We start from the raw sequence: 25,199 nt of genomic DNA on the forward strand, positions 1-25,199 counted from the left end.
CCGTTGAACCTCATGCCCGCGATCCGGGCCTGGAACGAGGCCTTGGTGACCTCGACGTTGTATGCTTCGCAGAACCACTCAAGGATCTCGTTCCAGTCCCATGAGAGGACGGTCGGGATCGGAGTGGAGAAGGTGCTGCTTACTTGTCCGACGTATTCGCGCCAGTTCCGGACAGCAGCTCTACCGCCGCCTTCAAACGGCGGGGCATAAAAGCCTGGGCGGCCTCGTCGACCGTGTACTGGTCATCGGCATCCATCGCATGCCAGACCGCGAGGGGGCACTGGATCACTGGAGGAAGCACAAACTCGGCAGCCGTTCCCATGCCTTCCAGATAGTCCTGGACTTCCTTGCCGGTGCAGCGCCGGATCTCGACGCTTTCCCAGTGCTTTCCATCGAACTCGACTGGGAACTGGAGAGGCACCACCGTGGAGCGCCCCGCCGGGTTCACGATACGAGCAACAGGCGGCTCCTTAGTGGAGCCGTCAGCCGTGTTCTGTTCCGTCATGGATTACACCCCGAGGCCGATGTTGCGGGCGACATCCCGGAAGATGGGGTTGCCATCGATCCGGACGCCGTTGGGACCGGCGAAGACATCCAGATAATACTTCTCCTGGTCGCCCAGCTTCAGCATGTAATGGACGATCTCCCGGATCTCGTAGTCGGTGTCGACCTCGGTATCCTTGCGGAACTCACCAACGTCGACCTTGATCATCCGGCCCTCGACCACGGCCACCAGAGGGATGTCCTCCTGAGTCCGCACGTTCGAGACGTTGGCCCGGATCGTGTACTTGATCCGACGCGTCGTCATGAACTTCGGCATGACATCCGGGTTCAAGCCGTTCAGCTTGAAGGTCAGCGGGGAGATCGTGATCTTCCGCATGCCGATGTCCATCGCCACGATGCCGCCGCCGGGGTTGATGGTGCGGGTGGATTCCTCGAGCATCGGGATCTTCACCCCGTTGAGCGTGAGGAACTGAGAGGTGTCCGGATTGTCGTCCCCCACGAAGAGGTTCGCCGTATCCAGATTGTAAATGGTAGCGGACATGATCAATTCTCCTGATCAATAGCCACGGCTCACGCCGCGGTCAGAGTGCCGAGCTGGATGGCGATGTTGGAAACCATGGTGTCCAGGGCCTCCGGGTACCGGCGGGAGCGAATGGTGACCTTCCGCAGCGGCGCCGGCTCTTCCATCTTGAAGGTGATGTCGAGGAAGCCGAGGCGGAGCTCTTCCGGGCTGTTATTGTCCGGCTCGAACAGAACCCGGTAATCGATGATGTGACCCTCGGCGCGGAGGCCTGACAGCATCGTTTCCATCGTGTTCGCCACGGCCTGCACGGTCTGGACCGTCAGATTGTAGCGGCCGAGGTAGAACCGGATCGCCTTGATCTGGTTGATCTCGACGTAGGAGCGGAGCCGGACCACGTTGGCAAAGAGCCACTGGCTGTCCGCCGACAAGGTATCGGTGCCCCAGAAGACGTAGCCGCCATCAGACAGGGAGCCATCGACCCCAGCCTCACCACGGACCACGATGCCGAACCGGGCCTCGATGTCCGCCATGCCCTCGGAAGCATCCGACGTGATGTCGAGACGGATCTTCGGGGTCACCCCAACAAGACCGTTGATGGACTGGTTTGCGATGGACCGGCTCGGGATGCCGTCGACTTCAGCATCGCGCCGCGCGTACTGGGCGATGATGAAGGGGGACAGCGGCTTGGTCACCACGGAGCCGTTGACGGACACCTTGGCGTCCTGGCGCAGCGGGTGCGTGATAGCCACAGAGCGAGGAAGGGTTTCCATCCATGCCAGCGCCAACGCGCGAGACGCCGTCGGCCCCTCCGGGACGAACTGGGCCTTCAATCGCTCAGCGATCGCCGGCAAGGTCTGGCAGATCTGATTGGCGGCATCACCAACCGTGGCCGTTGCAGCCGCACCAGTTCCGTCACCGGCGGTGAGCACCAAGGTCGGTGCCGTCGCGTAGTCTTTACCGGGGTTGATGATGTCGATCGACTGGACCTCACCATCGGCCACACGGGCGACCCCGGCGAACCCGGTACCGGACCCACCAGTGCCTGTGACCGCGAAGTCTGCCGTGTAGCCGGATCCACCGTTGGAAACCGCAATGGAAGTCACACCTGATTCCGTCTGCGAGGTGTACCCGGGAACGATGATGAGCCTCGGAGTTTCCCCAAGCTCTTCCGGCGCATCGAGCAGCGCCCACATGCCGGTACCGTTTGCCTCGGACCCCAGAATGTTCGCGATGACCGCATCAGCGTCTTCATCGTCCTCGATGCGGAGGACAACGACCTTAGCCGCAGCATCCGTGATCTGGGCAGAGATCGCGGACAAGGAATCCGGAATGGTGCCGGTGCTACCGAGGGCCTGCCGCAGCGCCTGGTCGTTTGTGCGAACCAGCACGACACGGTTCAGCGGAAACGTGGTGGCATTCGCCAACGGCGCGGTGCCGATGACCGCGATTACGCTCATGTCGGCGCCGAGGACTGCCTGAGCCTCGACGCCGTCACGGATATGCTTGATTCCCATGACCTGGGCCATCGTACTCTCCATTCAGTTCAGTGGCCGACCTCGGCCGTTGGGCAACAAAAAAACCCGCCGGTCAGGGCGGTTTGGGTTTAGCGTCGAGCTCCAGCCTTCAGGGCCAGTAGCCATCATCCGTGTAATCGAGCGGGATAGGATCGAAATCCTTCAAAGCACGGGCCGCGAAGATGTGAGCCTGTTCGCGCTGCGCCGCAGCTCGGCCGAACTCAACGACGGTTTGCGCGTCCATGGTCACCAGCGTGTTATCAGCCGCAATCCACTTGAACGGATCGACGCCTCCGTTCCAGATCGGGTCTCCCGCCTCGGCGCCCGCAACGATTGCCATGAAGGCGAGTTGAGCGGCGCCCGAGATATTGGCTTTCGCGCGGGAGTCGAAGTCGTAGTGAACGCCGTTGAAGGTGAAGCCGGCCGCGATCCGTTGGTCGCGTTCACCATTGACCATTGCGGAGGTAACGGTAGGCTCGTCAGTTGGAGGTTCTTCGGGTGCCTCCACGGGTGTATAGCCCCAGGCGCCTTCGAAAAACCTGCGAAGAAACCCCGCCTGTTCCTCGGGTGGGGCTTCGGTTGTCGCGTGCGCGGGTATCAGAAACACACCCTCCTCCAGCGGGCTTTCATCGGCCTCTGAACTCCCAAGATAGTGACCCGTTTCTGGGTGATAGTGAAAAACGTTCATCTGAACCTCTTAGAACTTGATGCACAACAGCAGCGCGACGTTGCGGGGGCGAGCTTCGGTGCCTCCGTTCGCGGCGATAGTCAGATTGTGTGCGTGTGCTCCGGCAGAGCCGGTGTTGATGGTCGAGGTGGCAGTCTGAGAAGAAACTTCCGCACGACCCGAGCCGGGGCTGGCCGAATTGCTGTCGTAAGCATCGATAGGGTGGGTATGCGCTCCGGCGCTGTCCGCAGTCCCTGTGTGGCTGTGCGAAAGGTTCTGGCTGGACTGCGCCGACCCAAGAGCGCGGCTCGCGTCAACGCCCCTGCCGTCGTCAAGACCACGAACAAATTCGCCGCGAAGGTCGGGAACGTTGAAAGTCGTTGACCCATTGCCGGCGCCAAAGGTCGTACCAATTGCAGCGAAGAGTGCGGCGTAAGTGGTTCGTGATACTGCGGCGCCATTCGCCTTGAGCCACCCTGTCGGGGCCGAAGACATGGCAAACGCAGCGACCAGCCCGGCTGGCACGGCAGCGAGTAGAGCATCTGACAGCCCGGTGACGTCCGATATTGCGTGGCTGTGCCCGACGTCTGATTTCCCGCCAAGCCCAGCCGCCAGGGATGAAGCGTCGGCTTTCGCAGCCAGAGCGGATACCAAGCCGCTGATCTCGGATATGAGATGTCCGTGGGTGCCAAGTGCGGCAAGCGCCGATGACGGGATCCAGCCCAACGCCGACTTCACCAGGATATAGTTGTTGGAAGCAGCATCCGCCCCGGAGACGTCGGTCAGGTCATCAAGTTTGAAAGTTTGGCTCGCCGGCATCTTCGCTGCGAGCTCCGCTGCCAGACCAACGACTTGAGAAATCGCGTGGGTGTGGGTCGCGGCTGCTTTTGCGTTGACCGCGTCAAGCAGCGATTTGAGAATGGCGTCCAGCAAGTCCAAGGTCACCTGGAGCTGCAGGAACTCCTCGTCGACGTCTCGCGATGCGTCTGGCTTTTCGAGGAGAAAATTTGCTGTCTGTGCCATGCTCTAACCTCACATAATCCCGGCGCCGAGATCGCCGACGATGAGACGCGCCGCAGGCCCGCCCGTGCCGGAGATCCTCAGGCGCGCCAATGTTGCCGTCTGGCCTGTCAGTTCGTATTTGCGCTCTGTCCAGAGCGGCTCAGCCAGTGCGACCGTCTCCACCAGCGGCATATTGGTCCAAGCTCCGCCGTCTTTTGACAGGGCAAGCGTCAACGTCGATCCTCCCGGCAGATAGGACTTGAGGTAGGTCGCAATGCGGACGGCGGTCCCGAGATCGAACGCGCGGGTCACGTATGTAAACGCGGTTTCAATCCGCCCGGCGATCAACTCAATCGGTGCGAACAGGATTGGCGACAGTTTTTCGGTCCCGATGAGCACCGCACGCAGCTCGACTGTCTCAGTGATGAACTCGGTCAGTTGCAGCACCTGGAAGGGTGCAAGACGGTAGATCGTCCCGTTGGTCCGCTCGATTTCAAAGACGACCGAGCAACCGGCAGATGGCAGTTCGACGGCCGCCCGGACCTGAAGATCAGAGCAGTTGACCAGCGCATAGGAACCAAGCTCGACTGTCTTTGTAGTGACAGGGTAGCGGTTTGCTACGACACGGAACGCGAGGGCCTCGTCCTGGTGTGCGGTCCAGGTCTCAGCATTCACAGACGAGAAGCGAGGACCGGTCACATAGGGATGCGAGGTGACGAAGCGCTGTAGGTCAGTATCAAACCCACCGAGCTTGGCGATCGAGATAGAATGCTCGTTGTCGTCAGTCTTGATGACAAACGCATGCTTCGCCTCCGGGCCCGTGGTTGCGGGGAGATTGAAGCGCGCCGACTTCCAGCCGACGACAGCGCCTGCCATCGGGACGAAGGCCTCGGCGACGATATCGGTGGTTGGATAGCCATTGTCCGTCGTGACCTGGTCAACGACGATGTTGTTCAAGGTATTGCCGATTGAGCAGAGGCGGAAATCCACTCCAGCGATTTGGCGCAGCTCCGTCAGGGCAAAGATCTGTGCCTGCGGGTCTGAACCGTTATCACGGGTTCCGCCGCCCGACTCGCGTCTTTCGACCTGAGCACGGGTCCATCTGTTGATCGTCGTGACCCGGCGCATCACATCGATCTCGACTGTCCCCTGACCAGTAAACAGAGCGGTCGCTTCAGTCCCACCGGCACCCTTCGCGTAGACGGTCTTTGTGCCGGCCGTGATGTTCGTCGGGATGATGAAGGAACCTGAGATCTGTCCGGCGCCATTCGCAGTTTGAACCCCTGCCGGTTTCACGTTGACGTCGTCGAAGGTCAGTTCCTGGAGAACCTCACCGACCCCAAAGCCAGAGATCGTGAAAGCCACGCTGATCTGCCGAAGAAATTCAGCCTGCTCGACACGGCGGTCGACCAGGCGATTTTCCGCGGTCGTAGTCACAAGCGGCCCACTGGCCGTGGTCGTACCCCGGTTGAACTCCTGCGTTTGAGCAGACAGCCATTGGGTTTGGCTCACAGTCCAGAAGTCGACTGCCGGCGTCAGGCTGAGCGCACCGGGAAGCGGTGTGAAGTTGGCATAAGGGTTGATCTTTTCGCAAAGCGTCTTCAGCGGCTGCGAGATGATCACCTCCTCGATCGCATCGAGCATCACCGGTGCGTTCAGAGCGGCAGTGTAAAAGGTTGGAGCAATGGCAAGCGTCAGCATGCCATCCGCAATCGCGCCGGTCTGGGCCGTGCCGGCATCCCGGTATGTGTCATCAATGAATGGATCGACGAAGGTGCCACGCTTGGCGACAGGTTCGCGGAAGTCGATCGCATTCTTCAGGCGGTCGAGCTGTATCAAGCGATCGAGGTCAACGATCCGGTCAAGGTAAGGCCAGAGCTGATCCCAGCTCAATGATGGAGTGCCGTCATTGGTAACGACTGGCGTGTCGACCCAGTTGTTCTCGATCTTGGCGAGATTGAGTGCATTCGCCGGTGAAAATGGAGCCCGTGGATTGCTGCGGGCCGAAATCCCTTTCACGTAGAGCGGTGAGCCATCTTCAGCGAGACAAAGACGGTCTACACGCGGCATCTTCTTTGTATAGGCAGTGATAATATCACCGCCTGCCGCCCCGCCCGAAACCGTGATCGTGTAATTAGTATAACTGGTGGCAACGACGGAAGCGCGGTACCGATAGGTGACGGTATAGCTCGACCCGACAGCCGGCTCCGGCCCGGCAAGACCCCAGTCCACCGAGTTGTTCACCCGGGTGTAGGCAACGCCCTGGACATAGGTGGTGCCGCCCTGGACGACCGAGATAATCTCGATAACGCTGGTATCTGGTAGTCCATCGGAACCGTTGGCGATCGCGCCACGGGTGACGCTCACAGTCTTCTCTTTGGTGAGGAGGATCGAGTTGATGACCCCGATCGGTCCTTCGGCAACGGTATAAGTGTGGGATGCACCGCCGGGATAGGTAGCCGTCTCTCCAGGGATCGCGAGTTCGTCCCACTCCAGGGGTTCGAGATGGCGCAGCGAGACGAGCCGCGTCCGCTTCAGTCCATTGATGTTCGCCTCGCCCTCGGAAATCGTAAAGACCTGGTTGCCGGCATTGGCGCCGAGCGCCGTCACCTTGCAGCCGGAGACGATGTAGTTCCCGTTGGGCCGGTCATATTCCTGGATGGCCTGCAGCGCTGGCGCCAGGATGTTCGGCCCGACCTGGTCAAGGATGACACCGTCCTGCAGCGTGTAGACGGCAAAGAACTCACCTTCGCCATCATCGCCTTCCCAGGCCCAAGCGGCGGTGCCAACTTCTCGCGCAGCACCCGGTTCGCCCTCAGCAGCCGAACCCGGGACGAGGCCAACCAGGGTCGGGTCATCCTCATGGGTGATGTAGGTTTTCACCAGCCGGATGCCGACTTCGACGCGTCCGGTCATGGGGACATCGATCAGGGTTGCGCCCTCGACGTCCCAGACATCGCCAGAGGCGTAAACGCGGCCGGCGGTCAGGATGACGGTTTCTTCTTCCTGGTCGACGACGGCCTCTCCGCGTTCGATGCGGTCACCATCGCTCACCACAAGCCGACCGATGCGCTCGGTTCGGGCGCGCTGGATGGTCTGAGCCTCGTTGAGCTCCGCCCCCTGGATGAAATGGCGATCGCCGTAATGGACGACACCCTGCCACTCGCTGCGACCCTGCGCCCGGTCAAAGGCGTTGGGCAGCCCGCTGGAATGTTCGAATGCCATCAGAACCTCACGATGAACTTGATCCGCTCACGGACTGTCTTCCGGAGCGGTATGGAAACTGCTTTTTGAGCGAAGGCTTGGCCGCCGGAGAGCTCTGACGGCGCGAGCCACAGCCGGCCAGCCGGAATGCCGGAGGCGCGGTCTGCATTTGCGATGAGAGCAACGGATGTGGCGGTGACATCGAAGTTCTCTTCGAAGTCCGTCATCGCCTCGAGATAGACACGCTGGCCGCCGGCCTGCGGCGCATAGGGTTGCCCGGCAAGCGAATAGACGCCACCGAAGATCGGTGTGACGGGTCGGCACGCCCGGGCGCGCCGGTAGCCGATGACCTCATCGTCAGCATCCCGGAAAGCCACAAAGATCTCATGATCTTCGAACCAGGCAGCCATCAGGGAGCGTCTCTGCGCCTCCGGATTGTCTGCCCATTTGAACGTTGCCGTGACCCAGGGATAGGTCATGCTGGCCCATGGAATCCCGCCTTCTTCGGGGATCTCGAGCCAGTTGCCGATGGCGGTGCCTTCCTCTTCGGTGAGGAAATGGTCGAATTCCGTGGTGCGTCCGAAAGACCAGACGGTGCCGTTGGTCTTCAGCTTGATGCCGCTCTCCTCCTCGAGGTGCGCTTCATCAAGGGCAGTGCCATCAGCTTCGGCCGGCGGGATGTCGTACTCAAAGACGCCGCGACGAAGATCTGACCGGAACGGCAGAGATAGACGTGTGATCCCCTCGATGTTTTCGAGGAGAGGATTGTCGTTGGCAGGGAGTTCCGGAAAGCGGAGCTGGCTGGAGTTCCACCAGACCCGACCATGCCAAGCCGGCTCCACGGTGGCCGTGATGTTGATGAATGCGAGCCCGCGCCTGACGCCGGCATAGGTTCCGCGAACTCGCTCCCACGCCACGCCTTCGTTGATCAGGTTGTAGAGGTTGCCGACGTAAGGGGTCAGCATGCCCAAGCCGTATTCCCACACCAGGAAGGGTAGGAACGATGGTGGCGGGTTTTCCTTTGCCGTGGTGATTGCCGGAACGGCTGCGTTCATGCTGTCCCACCGTCCGCGATGCGTCTCCTCGATAGCGAGCTCAAACGGCTCAGCAGAGGACGGCAGAAGCGACATCAAAATGCTCTCCCTCGGAGATTGGGGGTGACGGTGCCGATAGCCAGAGCCTCGGAAGGCGGCGCGATGACATCAGCCATGGGCGCAGTCGGGGTGACCTTGTGGACACCGGAGATCATGAGCTTGGATACCCACCATTCCCGGACGAGATCGCGGCCAAGTGACTGCTCCACCGCCCAAGCGGTTTTCAATGCGTCAATAGCTCTGGTGACGGTGGCTTCGTCGGCATCCGGAAGAAGCCAGATGTCGAAAGCCAGATTGACCACATTCAAGATGGCAGAGGAGACGACGAACTCGTCATTGACGAGCTGCACGTCCTCATCAGTCAAGGCCCCCCGGATCGTTTCAAGAAGCGCGGGGCTCGCCACCCCGTTTGGCTCAGTGGAATAGACGGCAACGTAGATCAGCGGCGATCGGTAGATCCGATACACCTCGACGGAATCAACGCGGATGTCCGCGTTCATTGCGATGCTCTTGTAGCGCTCTTTCGGGCCACCGGTTGAGCGGCCTTGGATCGCCAAGATGACCCGCAGCTTGAGGCGGGTGTCGGCCTCACCGGGCTGTCGGACGATGTCATAGAAAGCGGCGAGCTGGTCGAGGTCCCCCTTCTGAGCGAAGGCGAGCAACCTGGCGCGCGCTGCCTCGTTGATACGGGCGCGCAGCAGCAATTCACGGTAGGACTCCGTCTCGGTTAGTATCACCGCCGGATCGGTCTCCAGCATGGTGACGTCGTAATCCGGGAGCTCCGGGTACGTGATCCGCAGCTCCGCCCAGTGGGACTTGAACTGCGCGATCTGCCGAGTGTTGACGGCCTCGTACGAAAGCTCTTCGATCACGACCGGCGGCGGCAGCGTCGTCAGGTCAAACATCAGTTCGCCGCCCTCAAGGTGATGGTGTCGCCCCGGACGGAAACGAAGGCCCTAGCCTGCTCCCAATCCAGGTGCGCATACGGCCGGTACCGGCCAACCAAGGTGAAATCGCTGAACCCGAGCTGGGTCATGTCGTTGGCCTCGAAATGCGAGATCTTGTAGCGGGGCTCAAAGAGCTCAGTGAGCATGTAGAGAATGTTGAACCACTGGATGACCGTTGCCTCGGTCTGGTTCTCCCCGAGAAGCTTGAGCCCAGGATTGCCGAACCACTCCCGCATCACGCGCTCGCCCTGCCAGGTCGAGAAGACCTTCTGCAGCGATTGCAGCACCTCGGGAAAGCCGGTCAGGACCTCCCCGGTGCGCGCGTTGATGCCGGTCATCCGTCAGTCCTTAGGCTTGGTAGACAGGGCCGGTGCGGCCGGTTTGTCCCGTTCGAGGTGGCCGATCCGAAGAGGATGCTGGGCCTGGATGTCCGTAAGCTCGATCACCTTTCCTGCGCCGGGGTTCGGAAACCCAGCGACTTCCTTGCCGGCGAGCTTGGTCACGATGAATTTGGGCATATCTGAACTCCTTAAAGCACCACTCCAGGAGGCCCTGGAGGTGCGGTAACGTGCTTGTGGTCAAAGCCAACGTTCTTGCCGTTGTGCTCTTGCTTGCCGCCGTCCTGGACGAAGCCGGCGCCATCGAAACGGAAGGTGACGCCCCCAGCTTCCAGCAGGACGCCGTCACCGGTGAGCGTGAAGGCGACGTCTCCGAAGGTGAGCTTGTGGATCTCCCCATCGTCCGATGGAGACTGATTGTCGTCGGTCCAATGGCAGGGCGAGACCGTAGCCTGGGCGATATCGCCGCAATCCGAGGCACCCTCCACCAGTTCACCGACGGACGGCATGCTGAAGATCTTAAGAGCCCCTGCCCGCTGCTTGACCAGCACCCACGGCGACTTCACCGGATTGCCGTCCTCATCTTGCCCGATCTCGAACCGGACTTTCTTGGTGGCTGGGTCGACGTCGGTCACCCTGCCCTTCATGTTCATGCCACCGATCCGCCGCTCGAGCTCGGTGATCCGGCTGAGCAGCGTTCTGACCAGCGCAGACATCAGGGCTCCAGCGCGTCGGGAGTGACGGTGTGGTCGTTGAAGGGAGGAACCTCACCATCGGGCAGCGTGACGCCCTGGTATGGTCCGAGACCGATCGTGCCAATTGCACCGGAGGTCAGGCCGAAATTACGCTTAACCAGCTGCCAGTCCGGTAGACCCATGGGGTCGGTGATTAGCGTCTCGAACAGCCTGGCGACTAAGGCCCCCTCAGCCGTGGCCTTCAAGGCTGCATCGAACTTCTGCCAGGCCACCGTCAGCGCACCGCCGAAGTCAGGGTCAGGGATGGCCTTGAGGGTGTAGCCGATCTCAGCCGCCGGGATCTTTACGCCGTCCTCGATCTCGATGAGAACGTAGCGGATTTCACGGTCATCGATGGACAGAACCATCTTGTTCCAGCACTCCAGCCAGAGATCCGGCCCGAAATGGAGGGCAGCATCGATCTGGCGGGCAACGGCGTTCAGGGTCAGGCCAGCGGTCTCGGTGTCGAGGCTGATTTCAATGGCCTCGGCGCCATCAATGATGATGCGCTGCGTTCCCGGCGCGTTGTAGACGAAGAACTTGAGCTCGACCCGGGCCTCACGCCCCTGAGTGGCCCTGCCCTCGACGTCGAATTTGGTGTGCTCCGCAAACACCGCGATCACCGGGGCGGCGTCACGGCCTTCTCTCATGACTGCCTCGAGCGGATAAACCGGCTGCAGGAGGACATCGTTGCCGGCCCACGTCTGACCTTTGATGAGGTTCTGCGCAGTGATGCAAAGCGCTTGGGCGACGAGGCTCATCAGGCTTTCTCACAGATGCAGACGATGCGGCCGATACCGTCGTCTTCGGGGGTCTTGACCACCTTCAGCGTCGGGATCGACGGGTTGGTCGGAATTTCGATGTGATCGCCCTGCGCTGGCCATTCATCACGGCTGGCGAAAAGGCGCTTGTTGTAGGAGACATGGAAGCGGTCGCCGCCGATGGAGGGCTGAAAGCCGTCGTATGCACCTTCATCCTGAGGCTTTGCAGTAACCGGGTTCCTGTCGACGACGCCGTCTACCTCGAGGTCGGGACGAGAACTGTCCGCGGATCGGGCGAGATACTGGCCCTTCTGCTGGCGAACGATCACGGTGGTTTCACCGTGGAAGCGATCGACAGCAGAGGAGACCAGCTCCTCAAGACCCGCGAACAGTGATGTCATGGCTCAGGTCCGCCTTTGTGCCTGGGTCAGACCGTGGTCCGAACGCCCTTGATCAGGGCCTTGGGCCGCGAGCAGTAGTGGAGCGAGTTCGTCTGGCTATCCAGGTGAACGCCCTTGTCGTTGGGCATGCGGTACTGCTTCGCATAGAGGCGCTCGCCCATCGTGTTGACGGTCTCGATATAGTCAGCCGGCGAGCGGACCGACTTGAAGAGCCCGGGAACCCCGAGGGGGAAGATCTGGCATTCATCGGTGCCGATGAACGCGGTGCCGTTGACGTTGCCACGGTAGTTTTCGAACACGATCCCGCCGAACTGGAAGATACCGTAGCTCGAGCGGTTCGGACCGATGTAACTATCGCGGAGGATGGTCGCCTCGTTCCAGCCCTTATAGGTATCCCGGACTTCTTTGAACTTCAGCAGCGAGTCGAAGAAGTTGTCGCCGCAGAAGGCGTGGAGCCCCGTAAACGGGAGGCCACCCAGAATGTCAGCCACCTTGCGGGTGATGCCAGCGCACTTCTCACGGAGAACACCGTCGGCCGGCGAAGCTGCTGCGAGGTCAAACGCGACCGTGGCCTCTGCCGACACGCCGAACTCGGCGAAGAGATCCAGCGTCGAGTTGTCGGCATAGGTGACCACGCCTTTGATCGCGCCCATGCGGGAATATTCCTCGGTAACCGCATGAGAGTTCACGTGGGTAACGAGGCGGTTGGAAACCTTTGCCGCCACGGTTTCGAGTGCGGCCTCCTGACCCAGAGCGCGGACGTTCTGAACCTCTTCAGCATAGACAGCATCGTTGATTTCGAAGTGCGGCACATTGAGGATGCGCAGATCGCGCTTTTCCTTGTCGATGGTGATGCCAGGTCCACCACGAGGCGTCGGCGGCACCAGAACGAGGATCTCGCCTTTCTTTTCGATCGAGACCTTGGTGGTGTCCTGAGACTCCTCGTCGAACAGACCGAGTTCCGCGATGCGGGACGGCTTGTGCTTCAGATCGTTGATCACCTGGGTCAGGCGAACAACGCTGAAAGCGTCAGCATTGAAGATATCGAGCATGTCTCGCCTCCTTAGCGAACGATGATGCCGACGGCGGCGAGCTGGACGGCCTTGGCCGCCTTCTTCGCGTCGTCGTCGACGGTTGCGTCGTAGGCAAGGATCTTGCCGTTGACTTCGGCACCGCGGGTGATCGCGGCAACCTTTACGTCAGCGCTGGTGGCATCGACGTCGTAGAGCAGGACAGCTGCGGCGGTCTGAGCCCCGTCGGAGCCGGTAGCGGTCGACGGCTTATACTTGCCGCCGGTCGTGATCTTGCCGAGCACGGTGCCTGCCTTGAGGATGCCGGCGCCGGAGACGATCACGATGTTGTCGCGGGAATAGGTAATGCCCTGTTCCCACAGCAGGAACTCAGCCGCATGGCGGCCTTCATTGAAAACCTTCTGCATCGGTCACCCTCCTTAGGCGAACTTGCGATTGTGGTTGGCGACCGCCTTGGCAAAGGGGTCGACATTGGGCGCCGAGGCATTGGTGCCCTGCGGCTGGGCGAGCCCGAGAGCGCCGGCTTCCGCCTTCTGCTGCTCGTAGGTCTTGCTCTGGGACTGCTCGCCGCCGGTTTCCGGCTTCTTTTCCGGCATGTCGGCCTTGGCGGTCTCCAGGATCTTCACCGCGACTTCCGAGGTAATCGTGGTGTCGAAGGCGAGATGATTGGCGAGCGTCGGCATCGTCTTGCCGAGGTCGGAAGAGACGATGGCCTTGATGCGGGCCTGGGTGTCTGCGGTGGCCTTGGCAGCGATTTCCTCTGCGGTAGGGCCGGTGTTCTGATCGGTCATGACGAATGTCCCTTTCGATCGGTTGGAGAAGCGGCCCGAGCCGCTGGGGGAGAGGGACGCCAGCACGGCCTCGAACTGGCCGACTTCATCGGCCATTCCGGATGCCACTGCTTTCGCCCCGACTTTGACGCCACCGGCGCCAAACTTGCTGATGACGTCCTCGGACGAGACGCCACGGTGTTTCGCCACGGCGGAGACGAAGACCTCAGCGAGGTCGTCCACCATGGTCTGGATCTGGGTCCTGCCCTCTTCCGTGTTCACATCTGGCCGCTTGCCTGGCGACTGAGAGGAGACGATCTCCACCTTCCGGACGCCCCGGCGCTCATCCGCGCTGCTGCGGTCCTCGACGCCGAGAACCACACCGATGGAGCCCAAGACGGCGAGCTCGGAGATGACGACGCGATCGGCAGCAGAGGCGATCCAGTAGCCACCTGATGCAGCCATGCCGCTGACGTAAGCGGTGATCGGCTTCTTGCCTCTGGCGTCATAGATCGCGGCAGCGAGCTCATCGCAGCCGTTGGCTTCACCACCGGGCGAGTCCACATTGAGCAGGATCGCTGTGATGGAGGGATCATCGAGGGCGGCCTGCAGATCGCGCCGCAGGATCTCGTAGGAGGTTGCCCCGCAGAACTCGACGAACAGGTTCGCCTTCTTGAACAGCGGGCCTTCAACGTTGAGGATGGCAACACCGTCGCGGACACCCATCCGTTCGCCACGGGCCGAGGCACGGGCACGGTAGGCTTCCAGAGCCTGAGGACTGACGTCCCCTTCTCCCTCGAGGATCGCCTTGTACTCCTGCGCGCGGGAGCCCTCGAGCGCCCAAGGCTGGGACGCTACGACATCCATGAATTTCATCGTGGTGGTCTCCTATGACCGCATGTGGCGGCTGCCGGCCGTGATGGCGAACCGGGTGGGGCCACGTCCGCTCTTCGCAGCGCATTCGCTCTCGAGCTGGGCGATCAGGCTTCCGAGCCCGGTGATGTCCGGACGCGACATTTCGACGGTGCGATCGCGGAAGGTGACGCGTTGCACCCCTCCCTCGACGCGGAGTTTCATGTAGACGGGACGAAGGGCCTGAAGAGCGGCACAGGGATCGTATTCCTCGGACCCGAACAGGGTCGTGTAATCAATCGCCATCGTTGCTCTCCACGTCGGCCTGCAGTTCATCCTCGAGGGCATCAGCCGGATCGCGCTGCGGCGGATCCTCGGCGCCCTTCCGTGTGGACTTCTTTCGGTTCCCGCTCTGCTTCTTTTCCCCCTCACCTGCCGGCGGGGCCTTGAGCGCGAGCTCCTGGCCGTCCTTGGTCTCCAGAGGGTCCGTCGGGGCCCACGGCAGCGGGAGATCAAGCTCCTCGGCCAAGCGATTCTCCTCGGCGCGCTGGCGCATGTCGTCGTCCCAGTCCCGACCGTAGGAGGCCGAGATCTCCATGAGCGTGGTGGCGCCCATATCCTTGAGGACTTCGTGCGAGCGAGCCGCTTTGAAGTCGTCGGCCTGAGGCTGGGCTGGGCCCGACCAAGAGGCTCGGCAGGCGGCTTCGCGCTTGGCAAGGAAGTTCGAGTAACCACCCGGGAACTGCACCCGCCCTGTGAAGATGGCCTCCTCGAGGAAGGCCTCATAGACAGCCTGGCAGAACGGCTGGATAATGTTCTCCCGCCGGCGCAGGACGTTCAGCCATTCAATGGCGCCCGCCATGCGGATCGACGAATAGGTGGCCCCGCGATAGTCGCCAGTGGCACTCTCGTAGGTTACCCCGGCGCCAGCCGCGATCTCCCTCATCAACCAGCCCATGAACTGGTCGAATTGCGCTCCCGGCGCCTTAGCCTCGTTGAAAACGAGTTCGTCACCCGGAAATAGCTGGGCGATGCGCCCATGCTGGGTGAGGTCAATTTTTGCGCCGTCGTACCACTCACCCTTGGCAGACGCGAAGGCCTCCATGTCGAGGATGCCTGAGTCTCGGTCCTTGCCGGTCATCAAACCATCGAACCCGGCCAGGCCTGGGATCGTGGTCTTCATGGTTGCGGCGAAGATGGTCTGCAGCAGCGCTGTGGTCAGTGTAGCATCAGCGAACTGATCGACTTGGCGGACGACCTTCAGGATCGGCGCCATCGGGGAGATGCCACGCGTGACCCCCATGGCTGGGTCGAAGGTGTGAACGACCTGAGGAGCACCATCCTTGTCGAAGGCGGCGATCTCAACTTCCTGCCATCCAAGCGCGCGATCCTTGCGCTTGATCACGTACCCCGTGGGGTAGCCCCAATCGCGATCGCAGCGAACACCCTGGACGATGTTCTCGGTCTCGTCCGTCTTCTGGCAAAGCCTTGACGGTGGAAGTAGCGCGACCTTGCTGATGTACCGCGCGCCAGGGCGAACCACCTTGGGCAGCAGTGCCAAGCCTTCGCCGTAGCACTTGTAGGACGCAAAATATGCCTGTTGCATCTTGCCGAACGACATCCGTCCGCCGGCATCGCATTCGATTGGATTGCGCGAGTAGGACCGGAATAGGCCCTCGACCTGGCGCGCCAGCTTGTTCGCGGCCTCCTGAGAAATACCGAGCCCTTCAGCATCCGGCCTGGCTGAGAGGCGGAGCCCAGCGCCGACCACCGAGCCGACTTCTGTTTCCAGAACTTTGGTCAGGAAGCCCGAGTTCTGAACGCCCTCGACGGCACGTGCCGCCGCTTTTTCCCAGTCCTTCCGCACATCATCCTGATGCTCCCGAAGGCTCGGGTTCCAGGAGACCATGAGTGGGTTGCGCCCTCCCTGGAAGAAAGCGGACTGCGCGCCGCGCGCCTTCACGCGGACGCGCGGCTTTTCAGCAAGTTCCGTCATCTCTTACCCATGGAGTTTCGAGGACAGCTCTCGCAGCCCCAGTTTTCTGACCGGAGCTCCGCGCAGTTCCTCGTAGCGTTTCTCGAAATCGAAGCGGCACAGGTACTTCACGGCCAAGCCGTAAACGACGGTGTCCAGCGCTTCTGCCTTGCGGCGGCCGATGCGCTCGAAAACGATCTCGGGCCGGCCGCTTTTGTATTTCAGCTCCCTCCGTTCCGAGTTGAGCTGGTCGTAGTATTCCGCTGTCAGCTCGTTGCTGAAGCGTATGGACTGCTCCTCCTCATTCCCGAGGGGCAGAGAAGCAAGAATGTCTGTTTTCACCTGGTCGACTGCGATCAGATACAGCGGGGCCGTCCGGTTTCTGCGTTTCGTTCGGCTGGCCTCTATGACCTTGTGCGGGCCGGCGCGCCCTTTGATGGCCACGATCCGGCGGCTCTGGACGCCTTCGCAGAAGTCGTAGACGTACTGGGTCCGATTGCCGTCACCGGAGTCGACCCCCGCGGCCTCAATCCCGATGTTGCCACCAAGCGGATGCTTGAACTCGGTTGCCAGAACTGCATCGAGCTCATCCCACGTCGTCTGCAGGTTCGTTGCCCCGTAGATGACGTGGTGGCCAAGGATGTAGCGGTGGCGCGAGCTGTGACCGATGAAGCTGATCTCGAGGCGATCGACCTGAACGTCGACCCCGGCTGTGATGTAAGCGACATCCGTTGGGATATCCTCGCGCCAACGGCCCTTCTCGACCTTCCATGCCAGGCCGAAATCCTCGGCCCGAGCGATGAGCTGCTCCTCGGTGACGTAGTCGATGGCGTTCGACCACACCTTGCCGAGGACGGTGTTGTGAAAGACCTGCATGTCAGCAGGCCCGTTCTTCTTCGCGTTCTCGTATTCCTCGACCAGTTTAACCCAGGAGGCATTCGCGAACATCGAAATCAGGGCATTGAGCCGGAAGCCGGCGTGGTCCTTGACCTCGGGATGAGTGGCAAACCAGTCGCCCTCTTCCACCATCGCTGGTTTATGCCGTTCCTGGATCTCGAGACCACATTTCGGGCAGAAACAGACCACCGTTTCCGGCAGCCCCGCTTTCCAATCCAAGTGCTCCCAGAGCAGCTCGAAGAAATCTCCGCAGTGCATGCAAGGCATCTGAAAGATGCGGCGATCCGATTCCTCGTACCGCTTGATGATGATCGAGGTCGCCTGATCCGTGGGGGTGGACCCCATGATGATCTTTCGATCCGCGAACGATGTTGTGCGCTTAATCGCCAGCGTTATGGGATCACCTTCCTTGGTGATCTTCATGCCGTCGACTTCGTCGCAGAGCAGGACCTTCGCGGTGTGACGGCGCAGGTTGCGCGGCGCCATCGCTGACAGGATCTTGAGCGAGCCACCGCCGAGGAGCGCGCGCTGCGTCAGTGTGTTGCGGCCGTCGAAGCGGCCGACCTTCATCAGCCCTCTGAGCGCTGGGCTCTGCCGGAATGCCGGATCGATTTCGTCGACTGCGATGCCTCTGGCATCATCATCCGTGGGCATCAGCAGGATGATCGGGCTGGGGTCATTGACCGCGTAAGCCCCGATCGTCGCCACGAGAGACAGGGTGTAACCGGTTCGGGCCGCCTTGATGACGGACACCTTCTCGATGGTCGGGTCTCCCATGGCATCCAGGATGCCGCGCTGGAACTTCCAAGGATGGAAGCGGCCGATCGAGGCACCCGTGGCGATCCTGAAGGCCCCTGACGACGCCCATTCGGAAAAGGACATCTCCTGCGGGGGCCGCAGCGACTTGGAGATGTCGCCGAAGAGCCGCTGAACAGCGCTACTTCGGTTTGACATCGTTCTTGTTCCCACCGATGACCCCTGCCTCGACCTCGTTAGCGAGATCGTTGAGGACGTCACGGCACATCTTTTTCAGGGTCTCACCATCATGGTTGGTGAGGTGCGGGATCGAAGTCCGGGCTTTCCCGGGGATCGTCAGCACCGCCGACTTCACCTGAGCCGCAAACGCGGTCCAGCTTTCCGAGACTTCATCGAGCGTCAGGTTCTCGCCCTTGATCTGGGCGAGCTTGAGCTCATTCATCTGTCGGACAAGCTTCTCATTGGCGAGACGCTCATCAGCCAGCGGATTCCGGACCTCCTCCGATCGCCCTGCGGCTGTTTGCCGGAGGCGGCCGAGATAGGCGTCCATCGAAGGCTTGGTGAGGTACAGGTTCCGTTTCGGCGCCCGAACCAGGATGCCCTTGGTGTCCAGATCGGTCAGACTGCGCAGCGAGATACCCAGGATGACGGACAAGTCGGCTTTCGTGCAGGTCTCCGGGATCCAGTGACCTGCCGTCTTCGCCTTACTCGCCATAACTCAGGTACCGAGCGCCCGAATTACATGGCGCATAACTCGCTTCTGCATGTCGATCGCGGCGAATTGCTCCGCCGCTTTCGTGTTTGGTCTCGTCGGTTTCGCCAGTTCGTTGGCGAGTACCGCCATGGAGAGGACCTTGAGAGGCCCTTTCCCTTTGCCTTTGCGGACGACGACCTGGCCGTTGGCGACAAATGCGCCCGGGAACTGCCGGCGGACGTTCCAGCCTGTGGCCTCTGCGCCCTTCATGGAGGACACCGAACCACCGCGCTTGCCGTCGGCCATCGGGTTAAGATCCCGAACCCAGACCGGGTTGCCGTATTCAGCAAGCGGGATCGCGATATCAGAGGTGCGAACCACTGCCTGCATGGTGGCGCCTGCTGAGGCCTTGATGAGCCGTGTCTTCCCCCCGACGCGCCCCTTCGGGACGCCGGTGAAGTCTGAGATCCGGACAACGGACTGACGGCGCTGCTCGGCGACATGCTCGTTCAGGCCCATGGCCGCGGCTGGACGAAGTTCAGTGCCGATCGAGTTCAGGAAGGCTTCGAAGCCCTTGGCCTGATGCACATCGACCCGGATTTTCACTGCTTCAACCTTTTGGTGCTGTTTTGCCGTCTGATCCGGCACTTTCGCGGCTGTTTTGCAACCGCTGGAACGCAAAAGGCCCCGCCGGGATCACCGACGAGGCCTCTGAAATCTGTCGTTTCGCTACCTTACGGGAACGACTTCGTTGCCGTAGTCTTCGCGATCTCTTTGCCCTTTGCATCCAGCGCCTTCACCGTGAAGCGGTACTTGTGCTTCGACGGCGGGCATGGGCCCTTGTATCGGAACGCGCCGTAGGGGATGTCGCCTTGGCCGCTGTACTCGACCTTCCCTCCACCATGACGGTAGTCCGGGGCATCGAGATCAGTCATCGAGAAACTGAGCTTGGCGGTCCCATCTGGGACCCCAGTCACCTTGAACGGTGGAGACTTAGAGTCGAAGCACTTCTTCGTCGGCCCCCAGTCGAAACTGGCCGACATCCCCGCCGCTGCAGGGCTTGCAGCGATCACGGCTGCGATAACAGTCAATGCGAATTTCACTTTCCTACCCCTCTCAATGGTTGGCATCTCAAATTGGCCAACTCATGCGAGAGTTGCAATAGGGGGAAAGGCAGGCCCCACCAGTTTCCCGGTGAGGCCCATTGGCGGCGCCTTTTGCAGATGCCCGGTTGGTCGGGATCGGCGCCGTGTCTCTGCCCCAGGCTGGCGTATGCTCAGGTAGGCCGCACCTGGTTTCGCCCTTGGAGGCTTGCCTACTCCTATCCGGTCTGTGCTCCCGGAAGCAGCCACTGCGGAACTCCAAGTCCGAAGTGGTCTTGAGACCGACGCCGTCAGTTGGCCGGCGTGAAGTCGAGATAGTATTCGTCGCCGACTTTGAACCCCGCGGCTGCTTCAGGATTGACCGTGCCGATCTCGACCTTGCCCCACGGCGTCCACTTGAAGAACTGATCGTTCTCCGGGCTGCCGGTGGTCACAGGCTCGAAAGTCAGGGAATGGCCTACTTGGTTCTCGATGCGGGCGGTAAGCTTGAATTTTGCTCTGCATACTGGGGCGCTCATGCGTCTTCTCCTTTTGCCGGGGCCGCCGGTTCGGGCCTTGTCAGGCGAAATGGAGCGGAAAGCGGGAATTGAACCCGCGCACATGGGGTGGAAACCCACTGCTCTACCACTGAGCTACATCCGCATTTTTGCCGCTGTTTCCACCGGCCTGGGAGACCACCGGCGATGGGCTTCTCGACCCCCACGAGGAGGAAGGGACCGATCGCGGCGCTCCCGTCTCAATCAGTGAAGCTGAACCGCCTCGAGATCGTTCTCGGTGACGAAGAACCAGACCGCCGAACGGTTATTGCTGTGAAACACGACCTCGCCGGCATCGTCGATGCAAACAGCGCCCGGTTTCCCATTGATTTCAGCATCATGGACCCGAACCATCGACCGCGTTTCCGGCCAGTGGAGGTCACGTTTCTCGCCTTCAGCCGGCGCCATTTCGGCCTCGCAAACTAGGCAGGGGAAGACCTCCCCTATGCAAAATAACTTCCGCCAAGATCGGGGGTGCTGCGCCCCGCATGCCGCCTGCCCCTCATACGGTCCCTAGAGCCTTCATTTGCCGCCATGGCTGGCCCAGGAAGGGTCTCGCTCATGTCGCGCGCTGGGTCTCACTACCCAGGCCCGAGCTGCTGTCTCTGGCGCTCTGTGTGGCTTTGCTCTCTGCCTGCCCTTGGTGAGCTGCTGGCCTACCCAGCCCAGCCCCTGCCCCGTGGGTCATGGTGGCCGGTGCTTGTCCTGCCCTTACCTGGCCCCCGCCTGTGATCACCCCGCAACCGGACAGCGGGAAGGCTTGGCCGGTGATGGTGGTGCAGGCCTTGAAGGTATCGCCCCCGCCCTTCGTCGACTGTGGCCATCATAACGTTTTGTTGTGCCGTTTATGCCCTCGAGTTGCATCGATGGCAAAGGCGCGGTGGAGTCAGGCGGGGGAAGATCAAGGGACACGGCAGCGGACCGGCGGAGAGATCACGTTAACATGTTGGATGTTGCACCCAGTGCCAGGCGTTGCCGTCGCATTGGTGCGAAAGCATTTTTCGGCAAACTTTCTGCAGTTCCGGGCCATCGTTCGCACGTTTTATGTTGACATGATCTGTGTTCATGGTATGGTCAAACCATCGAAAGCGGCAAGTGTGCCGGACCTGAAAGGCTTAAGACCATGACCATTCGCAAAGTTGGTGGCATCTATTTCTGGCGCGTCGGCTCTGTCGGCGGATCATTCCATATCAGCAAGACGGCCAAGCGCGACCGTGGGTCAGTTGCCGTTGATTGGTTCGGCGTGGCGGCTTGTGCCTGCCTCGCTTTGCCCCTTCTCACTTTCTGACCTGTTACGAGGCAACGGCCTTCGGGCCGTTATCTGGCAACAGTGCCGTATTGAAAGGTAAGACCCATGGAAACGCTCTGGACGTTCAAAACCGCGCGCTTCGTTGTGAAGTGGCAAGTCGAGTTCGACCCTTCCTATCGCTACGATGGCGACGACGAAGACGGTTCTATTCAAGCCGCTATCGATAGCGGGGAGATGGTCGCTTTCGACAGCAAGGTTTCCGTTTTGCTGGACGGTTGCGAGATCTCCGCCGACTATCTGGGCGGGTCCGTCTACTACGCGCAACAGGTAGAGACTTTCCGCGATCATCTCGGCATGAACGCGCGCGGCCATGGTTCGTATTTTTCGGACATGGTGCGGACCGCCATTAAGGAAGCCCGGGCAATGTTGGCAGATGTTCCGCGCATCCGTCGCGCGGCTTGAAGGGGGCGACCATGAAAACCGCTACCATCAAAGCCCCCGCTTTCGACAAGGCAGCCGGGAAAATCGTCACCATCGACGTAACAGGCGCCGTTGCCTTTCTCGATATGGCTGGAAAGCGTGAACGCTTCATTCTGCAGTTTGACGGGATCGACGACCGGCCCCGCTATGTCACCCACTACGCAAAAGGGCAGAAAATGCCCGGGGACCTGCAGGATCGCGCCATTCGCCAACTCATGAGTCTAGGCCATGCACACAAGCCGGATTATCGGAAGATGGCGCAAGCGCTTTTGGATGAAATCATCTCGAACCATGGCGTTGAACGTGTCCGCAAGGTGATCGATTCCGCCCCCGTCCTTAACCCCGCGAAAGGCGCGTGACATGACCACCTTTCCACAGATGGCAGACGCTTTTCCGTCATTCGATCAATCCACATTGCCGGCCATTCCCGGCGGCTGGCAGGACTCGAGCTGGGCCGGTGATATCTGCCCCTCTTTCATCGCGGCCGGTGACTTCACCTGTCAGGGACCTTTCGCCCACGTCTTCATCGATTATGCCGAGCCATCGGCGCGGGAATATCCGAATAGCGCCCGTTTCGCCGTGGTCTTTGTCAATGGCGCGTCGCAGGAAGCAAGCGGCGAAATCCAGTCCGATGACTGGGCCGCGATCCTACAGGCCGTCGAACATTGGGAGCCGTGACCATGGCCATTCAGATCAACGTTACGGTGACCAACAACAACCCCGGCACGATCTATAACCGCCTGAAAGCGAGATTGGGCCGGGAACCGACTAATCAGGAATGCAAGGCGGAAATCTTCCGCATTCTGAAAGGGTGACCGATGAACCGACGCGCCTTCCTCGCCTGTATCGCCCTTGCAATCGCCGGTGATGCCCTCGCCGCAGACGATCCGGAACCACCGTAACCAGTTTCATGACCTAAGCCTTTCCACCCCCGTCAACTGTGACAGCTAGAAGAGGAGACTTTACCCATGACCACCACCCACGAGAACCGCCGCGATACTTTTGCAAAGCGTCTTCCCGGCAAGGTCCGCCGCAACGATCGGCGCGCCACCATCGCCCGGAAATCCGCCTTCCTGATCGATGGTCTGACCGTCCGCATTCATTGACTTTGCCGCGATGTTACCGGCCCTCACCCCCACGGGGGCCGGATACATGGCCGCAAGCCAGACAAGGGCAATTGTGCCCGATTTTGAAAGGTTCAACCGATGACCACGATTACAGCGACCTATTCCCCGGAAGACAATAAGCTGCGCCTCTATGCCTCCTCTCGCTCGGATGCGGAGACCTATGCGCGAGTGAGGGAAGCCGGTTTTATCTGGGCGCCGAAACAGGAGCTTTTCGTCGCTCCGAAATGGACACCGGATCGCGAGGATCTCGCCATTGAGCTCGCCGGTGAAATCGAACCGGAAGAGATGACCCTTGCCGACCGTGCGCAGCTGAAGGCCGAACGATTGGAGGGGATCGCTCACAAGCGCAACCGGGACGCAAACGCATTCCATGCCCGCGCTAACGAGTTGTCGCAGGCATTTTACATGGGGCAGCCAATCCTTGTTGGGCACCACTCAGAACGGAAGGCCCGCAAGACGCAAGAGCGGATGCACTCGGCAATGAATGCCGCCGTCAAGCTGTCTAAGGACGCTAATTACTGGCTGTATCGGGCGACCTCGGTCGAGCATCACGCCAATTTCAAAAACAGCCCTCGCGTCCGGGCTAATCGCATCGAAACCCTTCTGGCGGAGCTTCGCGACCTGCAACGCGGCGTCAATCATGCCCACAACGTTCTGCGCCTCTGGGATCGTTGCACGACGGATTCACAGATCGCCGCCGTCGTCCGCGTGAATGCGATTGATACCGGGTCCGTCCTTCACTGGGATGTCGGAACTCGCATCGAGCGGGGAGAGCTGACATTGCAGCAGGTGCGCGAAAGCTCGATCGAGGCGGCGAACAGGACAATCAGCGGCCCGAAGCGCCGCCGCTGGATCGAACACCTGTTGAACCGCCTTGGATATGAGCGGGAATTGCTGGGACCTGTGCCGCTTTTCGCTGGGACGATCACGCCGGCAACTCTGCAGATCTTCGCGCGGACGCATGGCGCTTACAAGCCGGAAGCAAAGCGCCTTCCCGATGGTTCTTTCCTGCTGACAAGCCCTGTTGCGCTGCCGGTGCACCTGGCAGATGGAAACGAAATTGAGATGACCCCGGAAGAGTGGGCGGAACTCATGCAGTCAGTCGGCTATGAGGTCCCCGCAAAGGCCGATGCAAAACCGCCGATCCTCAATCTCAAGGTCTCGGAACTCTACGCATACAACAAATGGAACCGCACCAAGGAAATCAACCGGTTTCGCGTCGCCCACATGACGAAGGCGGAATATTCCAAGATCGGCACCGATTACAGGGGAACGCGCGAATCCATCTGCGGGGAATTCAGGTTCAAAATCTGCCTGGACCCGTCGCACACCGGCCCCGCATATCAGCGCGGATGGGTTGCCGTCTTCCTAACGGACTCCAAGGCGCACGACGTCCCGCCGTCCTATTCCCCGATGGAAGAGGGCAAGACCGATGCGGCGTGATCTCTACAAGCGACCGGCAAAGCCGATGCGAATTCCGGTTAAGACGCGGGAGGAATTCACCGAGATCAAGAAAGGCGACGTGCCCGCTCCGCTGATCGTGGACAAGGCGACGGAATGCCATGTCACCCCCGACGACGTGGCCGCGCGCATGGTGCGCTATCTGGGCCCGCAAGGTGACTTTCTCACCTTGGAGCCAAGCGCAGGCACGGGGCAGCTTGTCCGCGCGCTCTTCGCCGCCGGTCATAGCCGCTTTGAGCTGACAATGGTCGAGCGACACCACGCCCTCGCCTCGGAGCTACGGCGCCTGGGTCCAGTCTTCCAGCGTTGCTTTCTCGAATATGCGGCGGAAGCACGGGGCAAAGTGGAGTTCCCCCGGGTGATCATGAACCCGCCATTCAGCGCGGTTCGTTCTCACATCGCGGCGGCTCTGTCTCTGATGGGCAGGAATGGCCACGATACCGCGCCCGTTCTGGTCGCACTGGTGCCGATCACCTACCAGAACGACGACGCCGAAACGGTGGAGATCTTGCCCCCGGACACCTTCGCAACGGCAAAGGTCAACACGAAAATCATTCGGATCGTACGCCCATGACCCGC

33 protein-coding genes and 1 tRNA gene are annotated in these 25,199 nt (G+C 60.9%); 9 read left to right on the top strand and 25 right to left on the bottom strand.

Features of this window, described 5'->3' with window-relative positions; all coding sequences use genetic code 11:
- Positions 1–139: 139 nt before the first annotated feature.
- From ASE36_RS00115 to ASE36_RS00200, 19 genes are all read right to left on the bottom strand, one after another.
- Entirely contained in the window at positions 140–505 is a 366-nt protein-coding gene (locus ASE36_RS00115; protein ID WP_062274221.1) for a phage tail assembly protein, read from the bottom strand.
- 3 nt (positions 506–508) lie between these two features.
- Entirely contained in the window at positions 509–1,045 is a 537-nt protein-coding gene (locus ASE36_RS00120) for a phage major tail tube protein (protein WP_062274223.1), read from the bottom strand.
- A gap of 29 nt (positions 1,046–1,074) precedes the next feature.
- Entirely contained in the window at positions 1,075–2,553 is a 1,479-nt protein-coding gene (locus ASE36_RS00125; protein WP_062274228.1) for a hypothetical protein, read from the bottom strand.
- Positions 2,554–2,650: 97 nt separating this feature from the next.
- Positions 2,651–3,229, bottom strand: coding sequence for a DUF4376 domain-containing protein (locus tag ASE36_RS22075; protein WP_082510716.1), 579 nt, complete (start codon positions 3,227–3,229; stop codon positions 2,651–2,653).
- A gap of 9 nt (positions 3,230–3,238) precedes the next feature.
- Complete coding sequence (locus ASE36_RS00135; protein WP_062274234.1) at positions 3,239–4,231, bottom strand: tail fiber protein; 993 nt, start codon at positions 4,229–4,231, stop codon at positions 3,239–3,241.
- Positions 4,232–4,240: 9 nt separating this feature from the next.
- The gene (locus ASE36_RS00140; protein WP_062274237.1) at positions 4,241–7,435 is read right to left on the bottom strand and encodes a DUF4815 domain-containing protein; all 3,195 of its coding nucleotides are present in this window, start codon (positions 7,433–7,435) and stop codon (positions 4,241–4,243) included.
- On the bottom strand, positions 7,435–8,544 hold the full coding sequence (locus ASE36_RS00145) for a phage tail protein (protein WP_062274239.1): 1,110 nt from the start codon (positions 8,542–8,544) through the stop codon (positions 7,435–7,437). Before ASE36_RS00145 ends, ASE36_RS00140 begins: the two co-directional genes overlap by 1 nt.
- Positions 8,544–9,413: a baseplate J/gp47 family protein gene (locus tag ASE36_RS00150; RefSeq protein WP_062274242.1), complete on the bottom strand. Its 870-nt coding sequence runs from the start codon at positions 9,411–9,413 to the stop codon at positions 8,544–8,546. The genes ASE36_RS00145 and ASE36_RS00150 overlap by 1 nt, the downstream gene beginning before the upstream one ends.
- Positions 9,413–9,793 carry a hypothetical protein gene (locus ASE36_RS00155; RefSeq protein ID WP_062274245.1) on the bottom strand — a complete coding sequence of 127 codons (381 nt, stop codon included), beginning with the start codon at positions 9,791–9,793 and terminating at the stop codon, positions 9,413–9,415. The genes ASE36_RS00150 and ASE36_RS00155 overlap by 1 nt, the downstream gene beginning before the upstream one ends.
- Positions 9,794–9,796: 3 nt before the next feature.
- Positions 9,797–9,973 carry a hypothetical protein gene (locus tag ASE36_RS22435; protein ID WP_156378523.1) on the bottom strand — a complete coding sequence of 59 codons (177 nt, stop codon included), beginning with the start codon at positions 9,971–9,973 and terminating at the stop codon, positions 9,797–9,799.
- Between the two features lie 11 nt (positions 9,974–9,984).
- Positions 9,985–10,509, bottom strand: coding sequence for a phage baseplate assembly protein V (locus tag ASE36_RS00160; RefSeq protein ID WP_062274248.1), 525 nt, complete (start codon positions 10,507–10,509; stop codon positions 9,985–9,987).
- Positions 10,509–11,288: a hypothetical protein gene (locus ASE36_RS00165; RefSeq protein ID WP_062274251.1), complete on the bottom strand. Its 780-nt coding sequence runs from the start codon at positions 11,286–11,288 to the stop codon at positions 10,509–10,511. Before ASE36_RS00165 ends, ASE36_RS00160 begins: the two co-directional genes overlap by 1 nt.
- Positions 11,288–11,689, bottom strand: a complete 402-nt coding sequence (locus ASE36_RS00170; protein ID WP_062274254.1) for a hypothetical protein — start codon at positions 11,687–11,689, stop codon at positions 11,288–11,290. The genes ASE36_RS00165 and ASE36_RS00170 overlap by 1 nt, the downstream gene beginning before the upstream one ends.
- A 26-nt stretch (positions 11,690–11,715) precedes the next feature.
- Entirely contained in the window at positions 11,716–12,741 is a 1,026-nt protein-coding gene (locus ASE36_RS00175) for a major capsid protein (RefSeq protein WP_062274257.1), read from the bottom strand.
- Between the two features lie 11 nt (positions 12,742–12,752).
- Entirely contained in the window at positions 12,753–13,127 is a 375-nt protein-coding gene (locus ASE36_RS00180; protein WP_062274260.1) for a head decoration protein, read from the bottom strand.
- Between the two features lie 12 nt (positions 13,128–13,139).
- Entirely contained in the window at positions 13,140–14,366 is a 1,227-nt protein-coding gene (locus tag ASE36_RS00185; RefSeq protein ID WP_062274263.1) for a S49 family peptidase, read from the bottom strand.
- A gap of 12 nt (positions 14,367–14,378) precedes the next feature.
- Positions 14,379–14,648 carry a gpW family head-tail joining protein gene (locus ASE36_RS00190; protein ID WP_062274266.1) on the bottom strand — a complete coding sequence of 90 codons (270 nt, stop codon included), beginning with the start codon at positions 14,646–14,648 and terminating at the stop codon, positions 14,379–14,381.
- Complete coding sequence (locus tag ASE36_RS00195) at positions 14,638–16,338, bottom strand: phage portal protein (RefSeq protein ID WP_062274268.1); 1,701 nt, start codon at positions 16,336–16,338, stop codon at positions 14,638–14,640. The genes ASE36_RS00190 and ASE36_RS00195 overlap by 11 nt, the downstream gene beginning before the upstream one ends.
- Before the next feature lie 3 nt (positions 16,339–16,341).
- Complete coding sequence (locus tag ASE36_RS00200; protein WP_244474686.1) at positions 16,342–17,991, bottom strand: phage terminase large subunit family protein; 1,650 nt, start codon at positions 17,989–17,991, stop codon at positions 16,342–16,344.
- Here ASE36_RS00200 and ASE36_RS22965 point away from each other — a divergent pair.
- Positions 17,990–18,145 carry a hypothetical protein gene (locus ASE36_RS22965; protein WP_244474705.1) on the top strand — a complete coding sequence of 52 codons (156 nt, stop codon included), beginning with the start codon at positions 17,990–17,992 and terminating at the stop codon, positions 18,143–18,145. The two genes, ASE36_RS00200 and ASE36_RS22965, sit on opposite strands and share 2 nt — an antisense overlap.
- A 6-nt stretch (positions 18,146–18,151) precedes the next feature.
- Here ASE36_RS22965 and ASE36_RS00205 read toward each other — a convergent pair whose 3' ends face one another.
- The 6 genes from ASE36_RS00205 to ASE36_RS22440 form a co-directional block, all read right to left on the bottom strand.
- Positions 18,152–18,625 carry a hypothetical protein gene (locus ASE36_RS00205; RefSeq protein ID WP_156669295.1) on the bottom strand — a complete coding sequence of 158 codons (474 nt, stop codon included), beginning with the start codon at positions 18,623–18,625 and terminating at the stop codon, positions 18,152–18,154.
- A 63-nt stretch (positions 18,626–18,688) separates the two neighbouring features.
- Entirely contained in the window at positions 18,689–19,270 is a 582-nt protein-coding gene (locus ASE36_RS00210) for a hypothetical protein (protein ID WP_156378525.1), read from the bottom strand.
- A 128-nt stretch (positions 19,271–19,398) separates the two neighbouring features.
- Positions 19,399–19,794, bottom strand: a complete 396-nt coding sequence (locus ASE36_RS00215) for a YbhB/YbcL family Raf kinase inhibitor-like protein (protein WP_244474623.1) — start codon at positions 19,792–19,794, stop codon at positions 19,399–19,401.
- A 263-nt stretch (positions 19,795–20,057) separates the two neighbouring features.
- Positions 20,058–20,285 (bottom strand): hypothetical protein, encoded by a 228-nt coding sequence (locus ASE36_RS00220; protein ID WP_062274281.1) that lies wholly within the window; start codon positions 20,283–20,285, stop codon positions 20,058–20,060.
- Between the two features lie 50 nt (positions 20,286–20,335).
- Positions 20,336–20,409: transfer RNA gene (locus ASE36_RS00225), tRNA-Gly, on the bottom strand.
- Positions 20,410–20,507: 98 nt separating this feature from the next.
- Positions 20,508–20,711 (bottom strand): hypothetical protein, encoded by a 204-nt coding sequence (locus tag ASE36_RS22440; protein WP_062274284.1) that lies wholly within the window; start codon positions 20,709–20,711, stop codon positions 20,508–20,510.
- A gap of 715 nt (positions 20,712–21,426) precedes the next feature.
- Here ASE36_RS22440 and ASE36_RS22445 point away from each other — a divergent pair.
- The 8 genes from ASE36_RS22445 (at position 21,427) to ASE36_RS00255 (ending at position 25,194) form a co-directional block, all read left to right on the top strand.
- Positions 21,427–21,591, top strand: a complete 165-nt coding sequence (locus ASE36_RS22445; RefSeq protein WP_156378526.1) for a hypothetical protein — start codon at positions 21,427–21,429, stop codon at positions 21,589–21,591.
- Between the two features lie 66 nt (positions 21,592–21,657).
- On the top strand, positions 21,658–22,014 hold the full coding sequence (locus tag ASE36_RS00235; RefSeq protein WP_062274287.1) for a hypothetical protein: 357 nt from the start codon (positions 21,658–21,660) through the stop codon (positions 22,012–22,014).
- An 11-nt stretch (positions 22,015–22,025) separates the two neighbouring features.
- On the top strand, positions 22,026–22,391 hold the full coding sequence (locus tag ASE36_RS00240) for a hypothetical protein (RefSeq protein ID WP_062274289.1): 366 nt from the start codon (positions 22,026–22,028) through the stop codon (positions 22,389–22,391).
- Position 22,392: 1 nt separating this feature from the next.
- On the top strand, positions 22,393–22,710 hold the full coding sequence (locus ASE36_RS00245) for a hypothetical protein (RefSeq protein ID WP_062274291.1): 318 nt from the start codon (positions 22,393–22,395) through the stop codon (positions 22,708–22,710).
- Positions 22,711–22,712: 2 nt separating this feature from the next.
- Positions 22,713–22,847, top strand: coding sequence for a hypothetical protein (locus tag ASE36_RS23135; protein ID WP_274533370.1), 135 nt, complete (start codon positions 22,713–22,715; stop codon positions 22,845–22,847).
- A gap of 153 nt (positions 22,848–23,000) precedes the next feature.
- Positions 23,001–23,138, top strand: coding sequence for a hypothetical protein (locus ASE36_RS22450; RefSeq protein ID WP_156378527.1), 138 nt, complete (start codon positions 23,001–23,003; stop codon positions 23,136–23,138).
- Positions 23,139–23,237: 99 nt separating this feature from the next.
- On the top strand, positions 23,238–24,602 hold the full coding sequence (locus ASE36_RS00250; protein ID WP_062274294.1) for a DUF3560 domain-containing protein: 1,365 nt from the start codon (positions 23,238–23,240) through the stop codon (positions 24,600–24,602).
- Positions 24,592–25,194, top strand: a complete 603-nt coding sequence (locus ASE36_RS00255; RefSeq protein WP_062274297.1) for a hypothetical protein — start codon at positions 24,592–24,594, stop codon at positions 25,192–25,194. Before ASE36_RS00250 ends, ASE36_RS00255 begins: the two co-directional genes overlap by 11 nt.
- The last annotated feature ends 5 nt before the right edge of the window (positions 25,195–25,199 follow it).

The sequence above is a fragment of the Rhizobium sp. Root274 genome (assembly GCF_001429245.1).
Taxonomy (GTDB): domain Bacteria; phylum Pseudomonadota; class Alphaproteobacteria; order Rhizobiales; family Rhizobiaceae; genus Allorhizobium.

Bases quoted from the DNA above. Each gene is read 5' to 3' on its own strand.
- ASE36_RS22965 (WP_244474705.1), top strand. From the start codon at position 17,990: ATGGCATCCAGGATGCCGCGCTGGAACTTCCAAGGATGGAAGCGGCCG.
- ASE36_RS22445 (WP_156378526.1), top strand. From the start codon at position 21,427: ATGACCATTCGCAAAGTTGGTGGCATCTATTTCTGGCGCGTCGGCTCT.
- ASE36_RS00170 (WP_062274254.1), bottom strand. From the start codon at position 11,689: ATGACATCACTGTTCGCGGGTCTTGAGGAGCTGGTCTCCTCTGCTGTC.
- ASE36_RS00120 (WP_062274223.1), bottom strand. From the start codon at position 1,045: ATGTCCGCTACCATTTACAATCTGGATACGGCGAACCTCTTCGTGGGG.
- ASE36_RS00165 (WP_062274251.1), bottom strand. From the start codon at position 11,288: ATGAGCCTCGTCGCCCAAGCGCTTTGCATCACTGCGCAGAACCTCATC.
- ASE36_RS00185 (WP_062274263.1), bottom strand. From the start codon at position 14,366: ATGAAATTCATGGATGTCGTAGCGTCCCAGCCTTGGGCGCTCGAGGGC.
- ASE36_RS00145 (WP_062274239.1), bottom strand. From the start codon at position 8,544: ATGTCGCTTCTGCCGTCCTCTGCTGAGCCGTTTGAGCTCGCTATCGAG.
- ASE36_RS22075 (WP_082510716.1), bottom strand. From the start codon at position 3,229: ATGAACGTTTTTCACTATCACCCAGAAACGGGTCACTATCTTGGGAGT.
- ASE36_RS00255 (WP_062274297.1), top strand. From the start codon at position 24,592: ATGCGGCGTGATCTCTACAAGCGACCGGCAAAGCCGATGCGAATTCCG.
- ASE36_RS00245 (WP_062274291.1), top strand. From the start codon at position 22,393: ATGACCACCTTTCCACAGATGGCAGACGCTTTTCCGTCATTCGATCAA.
- ASE36_RS22435 (WP_156378523.1), bottom strand. From the start codon at position 9,973: ATGCCCAAATTCATCGTGACCAAGCTCGCCGGCAAGGAAGTCGCTGGG.
- ASE36_RS00220 (WP_062274281.1), bottom strand. From the start codon at position 20,285: ATGAGCGCCCCAGTATGCAGAGCAAAATTCAAGCTTACCGCCCGCATC.
- ASE36_RS23135 (WP_274533370.1), top strand. From the start codon at position 22,713: ATGGCCATTCAGATCAACGTTACGGTGACCAACAACAACCCCGGCACG.
- ASE36_RS00190 (WP_062274266.1), bottom strand. From the start codon at position 14,648: ATGGCGATTGATTACACGACCCTGTTCGGGTCCGAGGAATACGATCCC.
- ASE36_RS00135 (WP_062274234.1), bottom strand. From the start codon at position 4,231: ATGGCACAGACAGCAAATTTTCTCCTCGAAAAGCCAGACGCATCGCGA.
- ASE36_RS00195 (WP_062274268.1), bottom strand. From the start codon at position 16,338: ATGACGGAACTTGCTGAAAAGCCGCGCGTCCGCGTGAAGGCGCGCGGC.
- ASE36_RS00175 (WP_062274257.1), bottom strand. From the start codon at position 12,741: ATGCTCGATATCTTCAATGCTGACGCTTTCAGCGTTGTTCGCCTGACC.
- ASE36_RS00115 (WP_062274221.1), bottom strand. From the start codon at position 505: ATGACGGAACAGAACACGGCTGACGGCTCCACTAAGGAGCCGCCTGTT.
- ASE36_RS00250 (WP_062274294.1), top strand. From the start codon at position 23,238: ATGACCACGATTACAGCGACCTATTCCCCGGAAGACAATAAGCTGCGC.
- ASE36_RS00155 (WP_062274245.1), bottom strand. From the start codon at position 9,793: ATGACCGGCATCAACGCGCGCACCGGGGAGGTCCTGACCGGCTTTCCC.
- ASE36_RS00240 (WP_062274289.1), top strand. From the start codon at position 22,026: ATGAAAACCGCTACCATCAAAGCCCCCGCTTTCGACAAGGCAGCCGGG.
- ASE36_RS22450 (WP_156378527.1), top strand. From the start codon at position 23,001: ATGACCACCACCCACGAGAACCGCCGCGATACTTTTGCAAAGCGTCTT.
- ASE36_RS00180 (WP_062274260.1), bottom strand. From the start codon at position 13,127: ATGCAGAAGGTTTTCAATGAAGGCCGCCATGCGGCTGAGTTCCTGCTG.
- ASE36_RS00150 (WP_062274242.1), bottom strand. From the start codon at position 9,413: ATGTTTGACCTGACGACGCTGCCGCCGCCGGTCGTGATCGAAGAGCTT.
- ASE36_RS22440 (WP_062274284.1), bottom strand. From the start codon at position 20,711: ATGGCGCCGGCTGAAGGCGAGAAACGTGACCTCCACTGGCCGGAAACG.
- ASE36_RS00235 (WP_062274287.1), top strand. From the start codon at position 21,658: ATGGAAACGCTCTGGACGTTCAAAACCGCGCGCTTCGTTGTGAAGTGG.
- ASE36_RS00215 (WP_244474623.1), bottom strand. From the start codon at position 19,794: ATGCCAACCATTGAGAGGGGTAGGAAAGTGAAATTCGCATTGACTGTT.
- ASE36_RS00160 (WP_062274248.1), bottom strand. From the start codon at position 10,509: ATGTCTGCGCTGGTCAGAACGCTGCTCAGCCGGATCACCGAGCTCGAG.
- ASE36_RS00125 (WP_062274228.1), bottom strand. From the start codon at position 2,553: ATGGCCCAGGTCATGGGAATCAAGCATATCCGTGACGGCGTCGAGGCT.
- ASE36_RS00140 (WP_062274237.1), bottom strand. From the start codon at position 7,435: ATGGCATTCGAACATTCCAGCGGGCTGCCCAACGCCTTTGACCGGGCG.
- ASE36_RS00200 (WP_244474686.1), bottom strand. From the start codon at position 17,991: ATGGGAGACCCGACCATCGAGAAGGTGTCCGTCATCAAGGCGGCCCGA.